A 12,546-nucleotide genomic window follows, 5' to 3' on the forward strand; every position below is an offset into this window, starting at 1 on the left:
CGCGCCCGCGCGCCCGTCGACACGCCCGACGGACGCGAATCGACTCGGCGAAATCCACCTATCGCCCGATTTGGCCCGCCGTTCGGCCATTTTGCCCGTTGCGGCGTGCCCCCGCCGGCCGTTGTCGCAGTTGACACCTGTGACACCCCGGTTGGTGGCCTGCGCGGCGAAGGAGTCGGCGTGGCAAGGACTGATTCGACGGGTTCGACCTGGCGGTACCGGTGGGCGCACCGGCAGAACGAACGGCGGCGGCGGGTGTTCCGCAGCGCCGACCAGGCATGGCGACGGCGCGACGACGAACTGCGCCGCCTGCGCGGCCTGGCCGAGAACTTCCAGGGTTCGGCGGCGGCGGGCGCCGGCCTGCCGCTGGGACTGGCGCCCGACGAGGCGGTGTTCTGGGTGCTGCCGGCCGCCCAACTGGTCGAGGTGCGGCACACCACGGTGCTGCCCGCACCCGACCTGACCGTGGCCCCGGCGGCCACGCCGCCGCGGCCCCGCCGGCCCGACGGCATCCGGGTCGCCGACGCCGGCCTGGCGGTGATCACCAACCGCCGGCTGGTGCTGCTCGGCGGGCGCGGCCGGCGCGACTGGGCGTACGGGAAGATGACCGGCCTGGCCCACGACCCGCACGCGCCGGTCACCCTGATCCAGGTGCTGGACCGGCGGCGCGCCTCCGGGCTGATGCTCCCCCCCGACGTGGCCGCCGACTTCCGCTTCAAGCTGACCCTGGCCTTCGCCGACGCCATCGAGCAGCGCGGCGCCGTGCTCGACCAGATCGACGAGGCCATCGCCGAGCACGCGCAGCTCAAGCCGTTCCGGCCGCTGATCGCGACCCCGGCGCAGGCCCGGCCCCTCGCGTTCGTACCCGGTGGCCGACGCACCGTGGCGGTCGCCGCCGGCATCGCCCTGCTGGTGCCCGCCGCTCTGCTGGACACCGACCCCTCCGACCCGACCCGCCCCGAGGTCGCCGTCGCCGCCACCCCGGCGCCCGCCGGGAGCGCCCCGCCGGTGGCCCTCCCGGCCGCCCCGGTCCGGGGCCCGGTCGCGTCGAAGCCGCGACGCGGCACCACGCCGCCCACGCCGACGCCCGCCGGGAAGCGGCTCTGCGGCGCCCCCGACAACCCGATGGGGTACGACTTCTGCGGCGGCGACCGCATCCGCCGGCCGGCCGCCGAGGTCTGCGACTGGTTCGACTGCGTGCCCGAGTTCTGGGCCGGCCGGGGCTACCTGGTGCAGTGCCGCGACGGCTCCGTCAGCCTCACCGGCGGGCGGCGCGACGCCTGCGCCGCGCACGACGGGGTGCGCCGCACGCTCGGGCGCTGACCTTTCCGCCCGTTCGACGGGCAGTCGGCGGGTCCAGGGTCCACGGCCATGCCCCGGAACCCGGGCAGGCCGACCGTGTTCCATGGGGGACATCCCGGACCGGCCACCCCGGGCACCGCCCGAGGATTCGCGGGTGGCGCGGCCGTCGCATGATGTTCCCTGTGATCAACCTGAGAGGCAACCGCCGTCGCAAGAAGAAGAGGGACCACTTCGACAACTGCGACGTGCTCAACTGCGACGCGTGCGACTGCGACGTGCCCTGCTGCGACCTGGGGCTCTTCTCGTTCCTGCTCACCCTCGGTGCGCTGCTCGCCCGGCTCGTGGCACCCGGCCGGGCCTCGGCGCCGACCGCTCGCGCCGGACGGGCGCCGCTGGTGGACCGGGCCGGGCGGGCCGCGATCCTCGGCTACCGGCGCTGGCTGTCGCACCGCTGGCCGGGCCGCTGCCGCTTCGCCCCCACGTGCAGCGCGTACGGGCTGGCCGCCGTGGAGCGCTACGGGCTCGCCGTGGGCGGGCGGATGGCCGCCGACCGACTGCGCCGCTGCCGGCCCGGGGTGCGGTGCGGCACCCACGACCCCGTCCGCTGAACCGCCCGGGCGGCTGCCCTGACCTGCGTGGATGCCCCACCGGCGCGGTGCGGATCGGCCATGATGGAGGCATGGAGATCCGCTCCGACGACGGGGCCCGGGTGAGGATCCGGCCGGTGGGCTACCAGCCCGGAGTCGAGCCGCCCGACGACCCGGACGAGGCGGCGGAGTGGGACGACTGGTTGCTCATCGAAACCGACGCCCGCACCGCCGACGGGCAGGCGTGGTCGCACTTCGAGCCCTGCCTGACCGTCACCGAGGCGTACGCGCTGGCGGGCTGGCTGCGGCAGCAGGCCGAGACGACCGGCGATCCGGCGGAGCCCGCCGCGGTGGCCCGCTTCACCGAGCCCAACCTGGCCTTCCGCACCCGCGTGCTGCGGCGCCGGCGGTTGGCGCTGACCGTCGAGTTCGCGTACGAGTCGCTGCCGCCGTGGATGCGGCGGCAGCCGCCGGGCGCCGTCTACCCGCTGACGCTCACCGTCTCCGCGGACGCCCTCTCGGCGGCCGCCGAGCAGTGGGCGCGGGAAACCGACGCGTACCCCCGCCGGGCCACCTGCTGACGGACGGCCCGCTCGCAAGTCGGCTTCCCGGCTGGCGGGCCATCGCGTGGGGGCGGCGCGGCGACACTGGACGGACGACGAAGCGCAGGGGGCGGGATGGCCGGCGAGGAGCGGACGGAGATCCGACGGTGGAGACCGCGACGGGTCTGGACGCTGGCGCTGCTCGGTGCCGGGGTCACCCTCGTGGCACTGGCCTTCGCCGTCGCCGCCATCGTCCATTCGTCGGACAACCCGGGCAGCCCCTCCGACCAGGTCGAGTATCAGGCGCGAATCCGTGCCAGCCGGTCCGCCCTCTTCCCCGGCACCCTCCATGTGGCGGCCGAACGGCGGGTGAGGGTCGGCGAGGAGAGCAGGATCGGGATCTGGGCGTGCGGCCCGGACAGCGGCGTAGCCTGCCCGGCCGGCACGGCGACGACCGGGACCGGCCCGGTCCCGGATGCGAGCCGCGAGCCGGTGGCCGTCCCGCTCGGAGCCCGGGTGCGGATCGACCTGGCCGGCGGCAACCCCGAGGCGATGACCGTCCGGTCGGTCGACGCGGGCGGGGACCCGGCGCAGCCCCTGACCGAGCGCGACGACGTGGCCTACTGGGCCTGGTTCGTCGAGGCCACCCGGCCCGGCACCTACCCGCTCGTCGCGAGCGTCTCGGTTCTCGCGGCCGATTCCGAGGCGCTGCTGATGCCCCGGGAGCGGGTGGACATCGAGATCACGGTGACCAGGACGGGCGCCTACACCGCGCGCGAGGCGACCCGGGGTGGCTGGGCGGTGACCCAGTGGGTCGTCGGCACGGTGATCGCGCTGCTGGGCACCGGGCTGGTCACCGCGGCGACCCTTGCCCGATGGCGGCGCCGGCACCGGGCCGCGGCCGGTGGGTCGCGGCGCCGGTCGGCCCGGGTCGGCCGGCCGGACGCCTGAGTCACCCCGGGCCGCTGCCGCCCTCCGTGGGCCCGGCGGCCCCGCCGAGGTCGGGGACGGTGAGCGAGCCGTCCGGGCCGAGGGGGAAGCCCGAATTCCAGGCGATCTCCCAGACGTGCCCGTCCGGGTCGGCGAAGCAGCCGGCGTAGCCGCCGTAGAAGGTCTCGCGCGCCGGCACGGTCACCTCCGCCCCGGCGCCGGCCGCCGCCGCCAGCAGATCGTCGACCTCGCCCCGGGAGCGCACGTTCTGCGCCAGCGTCACCCCGCCGAACCCGCCCGCGCCCCCGTCGTGCACACCGGCGTCGGCGGCCAGCCTCTCCCGCCCCCAGAGCACCAGCGCCAGCCCGCCGGCCTGGAAGAAGACGGTCTCCTCGACCTCCTGCCCGCGCCAGCCGAGCCGCTCGTAGAAGGCGCGGGCCCGGGCCACGTCGGCGACCCCGAGGGTGACCAGGCTGATCCGCTGCTCCATCGGCCGGCCCCCGGGAGGGCGGGCGTCGGGCTCGCGGACGTGATCGGTCATCGAAACCTCCAGCTACGACCGGGTGCCGTTCGCCGTCACCGTAACGCCGGCACCCGACGCCTCGGCGCGGCGGCGCTCCCGGCCCGCGGCCCCCGGGGCTCAGTGCCGGCCCGCCATCGTGTCGGCGAGGCGGCGCAGCGCCGGGGCGGCGGCCAGCAGCGCGTCGCGGTCCGGGCCGTCCAGCTCGGCCAGCGCGGCGCCGATCAGGTCGCGCCGGTGCCGCCCGTACGCGGCCATCCGCTCCCGGGCCGCGACGGTGAGCTCCAGCCGGACCGTCCGCCGGTCGGCCGGATCCCGCTCCCGGCACAGCAGGCCGGCGGCGGTCAGCTCGCCGACGAGGGTGCTGACCGTGTTCGGCGCGGTGCCCAACCGCTCGGCCGCCTCGCGCACGCCGATCCCCGGCCACCGCTGCACCAGGCGCAGCACCTCCACCTGGGCGTCGGGCAGGGCGACCCGACCGGCCCGCTGGGTGGCGGCCCGGCGCAGCATCCGGTGCAGGTCGCCGAGCGCCCCGCCCAGCTGGTCGACCGTCTCGTCCGTCACAGGAAGGCCCTCCGTCGGTGCAATAGCTCTGATCTCAGAGCTATCGTATGCCGGTCGAGCCGTCAGCGAGGGGACCACCATGCCGCACGCCACCGCGCCGCCCGTCCGGCCGGACGAGCGCGTCGCCGCGCCCACCGGGCGGGCCGCCGCCGTGCTGCTGGCGCTGCTCGGCACGCTCACCGCGTTCGGGCCGCTCTCCCTGGACACCTACCTGCCGGCGTTCCCGGAGATGACCCGCGACCTCTCCGCCAGCCAGGCGCAGATCCAGCTCTCCCTCACCACCTGCCTGATCGGCATGGCCCTCGGCCAACTCGTCACCGGGCCGCTCAGCGACCGCTTCGGGCGGCGCCGCCCGGTGCTGGTCGGCGTCGCCGCGTACACCCTGCTGTCGTTGGTCTGCGCGGCCGTGCCGTCGGCCGAGACCCTGGCCGCGGCGCGGCTCGCGCAGGGCTTCGCCGGCGGCATGGGCGTGGTCGTCGCCCGCGCCGTCGTCCGCGACCTCTACGCCGGCCGCGAGGCCGCGAAGTACTTCTCCCGGCTCACCCTGGTATTCGGCATCGCCCCGATGGCCGCCCCCGCCCTCGGCAGCCTGGTGCTGCGCTTCGGCGACTGGCGTACGGTCTTCGTCGCCCTCGCGGTGATCGGCGCGCTGCTCGCCGCCGCCGTGGCGTGGCGGCTGCCGGAGACGCTGCCCCCGGCCCGGCGCAGCACCGGCGGCCTCGCCGCCACGGCCACCGCCGCCCGCTCGCTCTTCACCGACCGGATCTTCCTGGGGTACGCGCTGGCGCAGGGCCTCGCCTTCGCCGCGCTGTTCGCCTACATCTCCGGGTCGTCCTTCGTCTTCCAGGACGTCTTCGGCGTCTCGGCCGGCGCGTTCAGCCTCGTCTTCGGCGTCAACGCGCTCGCCTTGGTCGCCGCCGGCCAGCTCAACGCCCGCCTGCTGGACCGGTTCGAGCCCCGTACGCTGCTGGTGCGCCCGCTGGGCGTGGGGCTGCTGGCCGCCGCCGTCCTGCTCGTGGGCGCGCTCCTCGGCAGCCTGCCGCTGGTGGCGGTGGCGCTCTTCGTCTTCGTCGGCTCGCTCGGCATGGTGATGCCGAACGGCACCGCGCTCGCCCTGGACCGGCACCCCGCCCACGCCGGCACGGCCGCCGCGCTGCTCGGCACCATCCAGTCGCTGGTGGGAGCGATGGCCGCGCCGCTGGTCGGGCTCGGCGGCGAGGGCAGCGCCGTCCCGATGGCCGTGGTGGTCGCGGGGGCGGCGGTCGCCAGCCTCGCCGTCGTCGGCACCCTGGCCCGAACCCGCCGCCGCTGACGACCCTTCCCCCCGGTGCGGGCCGCCGCACTGATGGCCCCGCCCGCACCCGCCGGTTAACCCCTCGCCGGGGCCCGGCGGCCGGCGGTAGCGTGCCGGCGTGTCCCGCACCGTGACCCTCGTCTTGGTCGACGCCGGCGGCGCCCCGCTGGGAGCCCTACCGCCGTTCGACGTCCCGTCGCCCTGGTGGCAGGAGGTCGGCCCCGTCGTGGCCGAGGCCCGCCGGCGGTACGGCGTCGACGTGGCCGTGCTCCGCCTGCTGACCGGCGACGCGCCGCAGCCGATGGGCGGCGCGGTCACGTACCTCGCACAGGTCGACGCGCGACCCGCCACGCCGCTCGTACCGGCGAAGCTCGACCTGCCGGCGGACCCGCTGCGCGCCCCCTACGCCGAGCCCGGCGGACCGGCGCGCAGCCTTGCCTGGGCGACGGCGCAGCTGCGGCGGCTCGGCCGCCCGGCGCAGACCGCCGCCCAGCAGCGCACCTGGAACCTCTCGGCGGTCTGGCGGCTCGACGGCCCGGGCGGGACGGCCTGGCTGAAGCAGATACCGCCGTTCTTCCGGCACGAGGCCGCGGTGCTGCGCTGGCTCGGCCGGGCCGCGCCGGGGAGGACGTCGACGCTGCTCGCCGACGACGGCGACGGCCGGATGCTGATCGAGCACGTACCCGGCGAGGACCGCTACGGGGCGCCGATTCAGGAGCGGCTGGCGATGGCCGCCGGCTTCCATCCGGTGCAGCTACGGTCCGTCCCGGACGTGGCGGAACTGGTCGCGGCGGGCGTGCCCGACCTGCGCGCCCACGCCCTGCCAACCTGGATCCGCGACCGGCTCGCCGCTCACGACACCTCTTCCGTGGCGTCCCTGCTGGCGGGCCTGGAGGCGCGGCTCGACGAGGTGCGCGGGTGCGGGCTGCCGGAGACGCTCGTGCACGGCGACCTGCACCCCGGCAACGTGCGCGCCGACGTCGGCCGGCATGTCGTCATCGACTGGGGCGACGCGTTCGTGGGACACCCGGCGTTCGACGCGCTGCGGCTGGCCGAGGGGCTGCCGGACGACGCGGCCTCCCCGGTGCTCGCCGAGTGGTGCGCCCGGTGGCGGGCCGACGTGCCGGGGTGCGCGCCGGAGCGGGCCGTGGGGCTGCTGCGGCCGGTCGCGGCGCTGCGGATGGCGGCCGTGTACGCGATGTTCCTCGACGGCATCGAGGCGAGCGAGCGGGTCTACCACGCGACCGACGTCGACACCTACCTTGAGCGGGCACTCGCGTCCGCTGCCCCCTGACTCCCCTGTCCGGGATGCAGGGACACCCGCACGCCCGGCGGGCCCGATCCGGTGGTGGGACGGCTCACGCAGGCTTGGCGTCCTCGTCGCCCCACCTTGCCAGCGTGGCCGACAGTTCTTCCAGCAACGCGTCGACCTGTCCGCGGTCGTAGCCGCGCACGGCAACGGGAAGGGCGGCGCGCGCCTCGTCAAGCTCGGCCTTGGCCCGGTAACGCTGCCATGTCTCCTTCGCCATCAGCGCGTCCTGTCCCCGCCGGATCAGCTCGTCCACCCGCGCCGGGTCGTAACCGCGCAGCCCGATGCTGAAGTCGGGTGAGTCGAACCGCTCTCGGCGTAGTTGCCGGACGTCTCTGAAGTGGCTTCCTCCGAAGCGGGCGAGGGCCGCCGCCACCTCATCTGCCGATTGTCGTACGTCGTCGAGGTCGAGGAGGAGCAGGCCCGGCCGGCAGGTCGGCGAGAGCGGCCTCTATCAGGGGGCGGATCTCGGCCCAGTCGAGGCCGCCGTTGCCGCAGCCGAGCCCCGGTACCGCCACCGAGGCGATGCGGTTGTCGCGCAGGACGCGTACCAGCTTGGGCAGCCCGGCCGCGATGTCGGCGAGGCGTGACGACGAGCGCCAGTGACCCTTGGTCGGGAATTTGATGACGTAGCGGTGCCGGCCCGGCACGCCGGAGTCGTACACGAACATCCGCCCGAGGTGGACGGTGTCGGCGGCGCACGCGGCGCGGTAGGCGGTGAAGTTCGCGGGGTGGGCCCGCCTGAAGGCCAGGGCGAGGCCCCTGCCCATCACGCCGACGGTGTTGACGGGGTTGACGAGAGCCTCGACGTCCGCGTCGAGCAGGTCGCCGTGCCGGATGCCGATCACCGCACCATGCTGTCAGCCGGCTGTGACACCACCCTTGGGCTGTTCACCCTTGGTCACCTTGGGCGAGCGGCCACGGTAGCCGATGGCGCCCTCGCCCACCCGCTGGTACGTGCCGACGAAGGCGTCGCCGGGGCCGGTGAACGCGACCGTTCCGGTGTTGCCCCGCTTGTCGCGCCAACTGGCCCTGGTCAGTAGCAACGAGTCGGCGCCGATCGCGAAGACGAATTCGTTCGAGCGGTGCCAGCCGCCGCCCCACCCCTCCTCCGTCTCGAACGAGCGCCTCGCCACGGCGGCGTCGGGGTGATCGGCCCGCCACCGCCCGGTCAGCTCGCCCCGGATCTCACACGGAGGCTTCGCGCCAGCCGGTCGGCACCAGCCGTAGAAGGCGTCCAGCTCGGAGGTGAGGGTGACCGCGTACTCCGCGCCGGAGGCGTCCGCCCAGGCGAGGTCCGTGAGCAGGCTCTGCTCGCCCCGGTCCACATACACGGTGATGTCCGGGCCGGGCTGCCACCGGCGGCCCCTGGCCGGCAAGATGCGCGTCGAGTACCGGAGCACCGGTTCCTCGGCCTCGCGCTGGCCCATGGCCCGCGCGGATCGGCCCCGGTCGAACACCGCGTCGATGGTGATCCGGTTCAGCCAGAGCGTGCTGCGGGCGTCGACGGCAGTGGCGAGCCGGAGCGTGTTGGCGCCCGGCCGCAGCCGTCCGGCGGGTACGACGAAGTCCATCTGCTGAAAGAGGTCGCCGCCGCCCGGGATGCGCCAGCCGTGTACCAGGCAACGGTCGTTGACGGTGATGTCGAGCGGCGCGAACCCGACCGCGCCGCCCAACCTGGACACCAGCGCCACGATCCCGAGGGTGGCCTCCCCGCCGGCGTCCGCCGCCGGAACGTCGAACGTCATCTCCACGCAGCCGTCGGCGTCGAGCGTGAGATAGCCCCGGGTCGGGGTGCCGCGGTCGATGCGCAGGACGGCATTCGCGGTCACCGCCGAGCGCCCGGCGAAGGTCGCATAGGTCGGTTGCATCGCGCGATGCTATCCACCGGGCACAGAGGCAACGGCTCTGCCCGGGTTGGCGTCCTCGTCATCCCACCGGGCCAGGGTCCGTCCGGCGGGTGGACGGGAGGAGGAGACGCTGCACCGGGCGGGCGCTCAGCATGAGACTCGACGTCAGATTCGCTCCGGACGCCGACGCCGCCTGAGCGTTCCTTGCCCGAATCGGTTCGCCGTTCCTAGGCGGCGAGGGACTCGCCTTTGAATACCTCCCGGCGGTGCCAGGAGATGTGCTCGATAGCGGGGGAACCCGCGTGCCATGGGGTACACGCCGCATCGGGCTACGGCTGGGGGCGCGCAGCGCCCACCCCTGACGGGTCAGCGACGCGGACGATCCGCAGGTGTCGCCGGTCAGGCGTACACGCCCTGCACGGCTGCGACGAACGCTTGCCCACTCGCCGACGGCGGCCCATCCTTCGTCGGGAACAGCTCCATCCGCAGGTCGTACGTCAGCTCAAGCTGCACTCCGGCACCGTCGGCGTCCTTGTTGACGAAGTTCGCGGCGGACGTGCCGGCGATGTCTGCGGGCGCGGGCTGGACGACGCTGGAGCCAGCGGCGCGTAGGGCTGTTGCCAGCTCCGCGCCGGTGGCTATGTCCCGTCCGCCGATGTAGACGACCTTGCCCGCCCTGGACGTGCCGTGAACCGACAGTGCGTGGGTCCGTTGGCCGATCAGGATCAGGCACTCCTCGACGTCCCAGTTTTCGCTTGTGACGTGTAGTCGCGGGAAGTTCTGGCCAGCCGGCAGCATGCCCTTGAACTGGCACTGGGTGTGGTTGGTGCCCGCGACTGCGCTCGCAATCTCGCTGGTGCGTGATTCGATCGAGCCACCGTGTGGGGCGACGACGATCAGCGGTGAGTTGGTGATCTTCCAGCTGAGCTCGTAGGCGACGCCCGCCTCTTCGACCTTGCGCAGCGCAGTCATCGACGGATACTCGCTCACGCTGCCTGCTGGGGCGGCTGCCTGCTGCTTCGGCGCGTTGCCTACCCCGGCGATGCCGTATCCCATCAGCGACACGAGCGGAACGGCGAGGGCACTGAGCATCCATCGCACATGTCTGTTCAACGGGATTCTCCTTGTGGCCGCGTCGATCTCGCCTCGTTGACTCTATCCACTGAAGTCGCTCCGTGAGGGTCCGGTATGCGCAGCGCGTATCCGGACGGTCCTCTACGTCACGCAGCCGAAACCGAGGCACGTTAGTGACGAAGTGCATGCACAGCATGCATCACCGTCATGATCATCGCGGCATGCCGGAAGCCCCGACCGGAGTCGAAAGTGGACGCGCCGCTGCTCTTCGCCGCACTCGGCCGCCTCACGGTCGGCGGCGACGATCCGGCCGGGCGGGTTGTCGCTGCTGGCGGTGCTCGGCCGCGCGTACCGCCGGCACCGCCTGCTGCCACACGTCGCCACGATCGGCGACGCGCTGCTCGCCGCCGTCGCCCGGCACGCCCGCCGCACTGTGGACGACGCAGCTCGCCGAGGCCTGGAAGCGCGCCGCCGAGGCAGTGCGCCGCCCCGCCGCCCGCGCCGAGGATGGCCCGGCCTCGTGGCCCGCCGAGGTGATCGGCCACGACCGGCCCTGCGACGCCATCGCCATCCTGACCGTACGCCCCGGCGAGCTGCTCTGGCTCGGCCCGCCGTCCTTCGCCGGCCTCGGCCTGGACCCGTCCACGCGGCGGGACCTGCTGCTCGTGGCCGGGGGCACCGGGCTGGCGCCGCTGCGGCCCCGGTCGAGCAGGTCGCCGCCGCGCCCGACGGCCGGCGGGTGACCCTGGTCGTCGGCGCGCGCACCTTCGCCGACCTCTACGACCCGGTCACCCTCGACAAGCTCCAGCAAGCCCACCACTGGCTGACCATCGTTCCCGCCTTCAGCCACGATCCCTGCGCCGAACCGGTTGAGCGGGGCGACGCCCCCACCATCGCCCTCGACCACCACCGCCCCGACCAGGACGTGTACGTCTGCGGCCCGCCACCGATGCTCGCCGGCGCGCGGCTGCGGCTGCTCGCCGCCGGGGTGCCCGCCGACCGTATCCACCTGCCCGACGCTCAGGGCCGACTATGACGGGCAGCCGCCGGACGGCCCCGGGGACGGAGTCGTTGGGCGCGGGGGACCTCACCCGCCGGCAAGGTGCGGGGCGTAATGTCCCGGGCACTGCCCTTCGGGAGGTGAGGTCGATGCCGGTCGGGCTGGAGTTGCCACCCGCGGTCGAGGCGGAGCGGGTCATCGCGGCCGTGCTGGCCGACCTGCGCTCCGGCGACCACCGCGGCGTGGTGGTCGACTCGCCGCCGGGGGCCGGCAAGTCGACGCTGGTGGTGCGCGCCGCGGTGGAGCTGGCCGCCGCCGGCGAGCCGCTGATCATCGTCGCGCAGACCAACGAGCAGGTCGACGACCTCATCGACCGCCTGGCGCGCAGGGCGCCCGAGCTGCGCATCGGGCGGCTCTCCGCCGCCGACTACCGGCCGTCCGAGCGGGTCAGGGGCCACGAGACGGTCAGGGTCGCCGCGAAGGTCGCCGACCTCGGCGGTCCGGCCGTCATCATCGGTACGGCCGCCAAGTGGGCCACGGTCGCCGAGGGCTCCTGGCCGTGGGCGATCGTCGACGAGGCGTACCAGATGCGCTCGGACGCCCTGCTGCGCGTGGCCGGGCGGTTCGAGCGGGCGCTGTTCGTCGGCGACCCCGGTCAGCTCGACCCGTTCTCGACGGTGGAGACGGGGCGCTGGACGGGCCTGACCTGGGATCCGATGCAGTCGGCGGTGGCGGTGCTGCTGCGGCACAACCCACAGCTGCCGGTGCACCGGCTGCCGGTCTCCTGGCGGCTGCCCGCCTCGGCGGCGCCGGTGGTGGCGGCGGCCTTCTACCCGTTCACCGGGTTCCGCGCCGGCACGTCCGCCGCCGACCGGACGCTGAGCCTCACCGACGCGGGGCGGGGGGACGCGCTGGACCGGGTGGTGGACCTGGCGGCGGCCACCGGCTGGGCGCTGTACGAGCTGCCGGCGCGGCAGACCCTGCGTACCGATGCCGAGGCCGCCTCGGCCTGCGCGGCGCTGGCGCTGCGGGTGCTCGAACGCGGCGCGGTCGCCGTCTCCGAGCACGCGCCGGCGGGCGCGCCGGTCACCGCCGACGGGATCGCCGTCGGCGCCGCCCACCGCGACCAGGCCGCGGCCATCCGCGCGCGCCTGGGGCCGGCGGGGGCCGGCATCACCGTCGACACCGCCAACCGGCTCCAGGGCCGGGAGTACGACGTGACGATCGTGCTGCACCCGCTGTCGGGGCGACGCGACGCGACCGCGTTCCACCTGGAGTCGGGGCGGCTCTGCGTGCTGACGTCGCGGCACCGGCACGCGTGCGTCGTGGTGGCGCGCGCCGGCATCGGCGAGCTGCTGGACGCCCACCCGTCGACCGAGACCGTGCATCTCGACGTGCCGGTCAAGTTCCCGGACGGCTGGGAGGCGAACCAGACGATCCTCGCCCTGCTCGCCGGTGCCGGCGTGCCGGCCGACGGTATCCGGCATCCCGGCTGACTCGCCTCTGGCGGGTCCGCCCGCCGTCGGAAGCGCAGTTGAGGGGCTTTCGGACCCATCGATCACCGTGAGAGGGTG

At 74.8% G+C, this 12,546-nt stretch carries 15 protein-coding genes; 9 read left to right on the top strand and 6 right to left on the bottom strand.

Annotated elements, in window-relative coordinates:
- Window positions 1-180: 180 nt before the first annotated feature.
- The 4 genes from V6V16_RS01300 to V6V16_RS01315 all read left to right on the top strand — a co-directional run bounded on the left by V6V16_RS01300 (window position 181) and on the right by V6V16_RS01315 (window position 3,382).
- Window positions 181-1,323 carry a hypothetical protein gene (locus V6V16_RS01300; RefSeq protein ID WP_334558661.1) on the top strand — a complete coding sequence of 381 codons (1,143 nt, stop codon included), beginning with the start codon at window positions 181-183 and terminating at the stop codon, window positions 1,321-1,323.
- Between the two features lie 152 nt (window positions 1,324-1,475).
- Window positions 1,476-1,910, top strand: coding sequence for a membrane protein insertion efficiency factor YidD (gene yidD, locus V6V16_RS01305; RefSeq protein ID WP_334558664.1), 435 nt, complete (start codon window positions 1,476-1,478; stop codon window positions 1,908-1,910).
- 71 nt (window positions 1,911-1,981) lie between these two features.
- Complete coding sequence (locus tag V6V16_RS01310; RefSeq protein ID WP_334558666.1) at window positions 1,982-2,470, top strand: WapI family immunity protein; 489 nt, start codon at window positions 1,982-1,984, stop codon at window positions 2,468-2,470.
- A gap of 96 nt (window positions 2,471-2,566) precedes the next feature.
- Window positions 2,567-3,382 carry a hypothetical protein gene (locus V6V16_RS01315; protein WP_334558668.1) on the top strand — a complete coding sequence of 272 codons (816 nt, stop codon included), beginning with the start codon at window positions 2,567-2,569 and terminating at the stop codon, window positions 3,380-3,382.
- A 1-nt stretch (window position 3,383) separates the two neighbouring features.
- Here V6V16_RS01315 and V6V16_RS01320 read toward each other — a convergent pair whose 3' ends face one another.
- Both V6V16_RS01320 and V6V16_RS01325 read right to left on the bottom strand, forming a co-directional pair.
- Window positions 3,384-3,902, bottom strand: coding sequence for a VOC family protein (locus V6V16_RS01320; protein WP_334558671.1), 519 nt, complete (start codon window positions 3,900-3,902; stop codon window positions 3,384-3,386).
- Between the two features lie 99 nt (window positions 3,903-4,001).
- On the bottom strand, window positions 4,002-4,445 hold the full coding sequence (locus V6V16_RS01325) for a MarR family winged helix-turn-helix transcriptional regulator (protein ID WP_334558673.1): 444 nt from the start codon (window positions 4,443-4,445) through the stop codon (window positions 4,002-4,004).
- A gap of 79 nt (window positions 4,446-4,524) precedes the next feature.
- Here V6V16_RS01325 and V6V16_RS01330 point away from each other — a divergent pair, with 79 nt between their 5' ends.
- Together V6V16_RS01330 and V6V16_RS01335 are read left to right on the top strand one after the other, a co-directional pair.
- Window positions 4,525-5,757, top strand: coding sequence for a multidrug effflux MFS transporter (locus V6V16_RS01330; protein ID WP_334558675.1), 1,233 nt, complete (start codon window positions 4,525-4,527; stop codon window positions 5,755-5,757).
- Window positions 5,758-5,857: 100 nt separating this feature from the next.
- Window positions 5,858-7,033: an aminoglycoside phosphotransferase family protein gene (locus V6V16_RS01335; protein WP_334558677.1), complete on the top strand. Its 1,176-nt coding sequence runs from the start codon at window positions 5,858-5,860 to the stop codon at window positions 7,031-7,033.
- Window positions 7,034-7,097: 64 nt separating this feature from the next.
- Here V6V16_RS01335 and V6V16_RS01340 read toward each other — a convergent pair whose 3' ends face one another.
- From V6V16_RS01340 to V6V16_RS01355, 4 genes are all read right to left on the bottom strand, one after another.
- The gene (locus tag V6V16_RS01340; protein ID WP_334558679.1) at window positions 7,098-7,304 is read right to left on the bottom strand and encodes a DivIVA domain-containing protein; all 207 of its coding nucleotides are present in this window, start codon (window positions 7,302-7,304) and stop codon (window positions 7,098-7,100) included.
- Between the two features lie 121 nt (window positions 7,305-7,425).
- Window positions 7,426-7,896, bottom strand: a complete 471-nt coding sequence (locus V6V16_RS01345; RefSeq protein ID WP_334558681.1) for a macro domain-containing protein — start codon at window positions 7,894-7,896, stop codon at window positions 7,426-7,428.
- 12 nt (window positions 7,897-7,908) lie between these two features.
- The gene (locus V6V16_RS01350) at window positions 7,909-8,919 is read right to left on the bottom strand and encodes a hypothetical protein (protein WP_334558684.1); all 1,011 of its coding nucleotides are present in this window, start codon (window positions 8,917-8,919) and stop codon (window positions 7,909-7,911) included.
- A gap of 378 nt (window positions 8,920-9,297) precedes the next feature.
- Window positions 9,298-10,011, bottom strand: coding sequence for a poly-gamma-glutamate hydrolase family protein (locus V6V16_RS01355; protein ID WP_334558686.1), 714 nt, complete (start codon window positions 10,009-10,011; stop codon window positions 9,298-9,300).
- Between the two features lie 440 nt (window positions 10,012-10,451).
- On the opposite strand from V6V16_RS01355, the gene V6V16_RS01360 reads away from it, so the two are divergent.
- The 3 genes from V6V16_RS01360 (at window position 10,452) to V6V16_RS01370 (ending at window position 12,468) form a co-directional block, all read left to right on the top strand.
- The gene (locus V6V16_RS01360; protein WP_334558688.1) at window positions 10,452-10,715 is read left to right on the top strand and encodes a hypothetical protein; all 264 of its coding nucleotides are present in this window, start codon (window positions 10,452-10,454) and stop codon (window positions 10,713-10,715) included.
- On the top strand, window positions 10,712-11,008 hold the full coding sequence (locus tag V6V16_RS01365) for a hypothetical protein (protein ID WP_334558690.1): 297 nt from the start codon (window positions 10,712-10,714) through the stop codon (window positions 11,006-11,008). The genes V6V16_RS01360 and V6V16_RS01365 overlap by 4 nt, the downstream gene beginning before the upstream one ends.
- A gap of 113 nt (window positions 11,009-11,121) precedes the next feature.
- Complete coding sequence (locus V6V16_RS01370; RefSeq protein ID WP_334558692.1) at window positions 11,122-12,468, top strand: AAA family ATPase; 1,347 nt, start codon at window positions 11,122-11,124, stop codon at window positions 12,466-12,468.
- The last annotated feature ends 78 nt before the right edge of the window (window positions 12,469-12,546 follow it).

The sequence above is a fragment of the Micromonospora sp. CPCC 205561 genome (genome assembly GCF_036906775.1).
Taxonomy (GTDB): Bacteria; Actinomycetota; Actinomycetes; order Mycobacteriales; family Micromonosporaceae; genus Micromonospora.

Excerpts from the sequence above, each read along its gene's own strand:
- yidD (WP_334558664.1), top strand. The coding sequence starts at position 1,476 with ATGTTCCCTGTGATCAACCTGAGAGGCAACCGCCGTCGCAAGAAGAAG.
- V6V16_RS01330 (WP_334558675.1), top strand. The coding sequence starts at position 4,525 with ATGCCGCACGCCACCGCGCCGCCCGTCCGGCCGGACGAGCGCGTCGCC.
- V6V16_RS01310 (WP_334558666.1), top strand. The coding sequence starts at position 1,982 with ATGGAGATCCGCTCCGACGACGGGGCCCGGGTGAGGATCCGGCCGGTG.
- V6V16_RS01315 (WP_334558668.1), top strand. The coding sequence starts at position 2,567 with ATGGCCGGCGAGGAGCGGACGGAGATCCGACGGTGGAGACCGCGACGG.
- V6V16_RS01350 (WP_334558684.1), bottom strand. The coding sequence starts at position 8,919 with ATGCAACCGACCTATGCGACCTTCGCCGGGCGCTCGGCGGTGACCGCG.
- V6V16_RS01370 (WP_334558692.1), top strand. The coding sequence starts at position 11,122 with ATGCCGGTCGGGCTGGAGTTGCCACCCGCGGTCGAGGCGGAGCGGGTC.
- V6V16_RS01320 (WP_334558671.1), bottom strand. The coding sequence starts at position 3,902 with ATGACCGATCACGTCCGCGAGCCCGACGCCCGCCCTCCCGGGGGCCGG.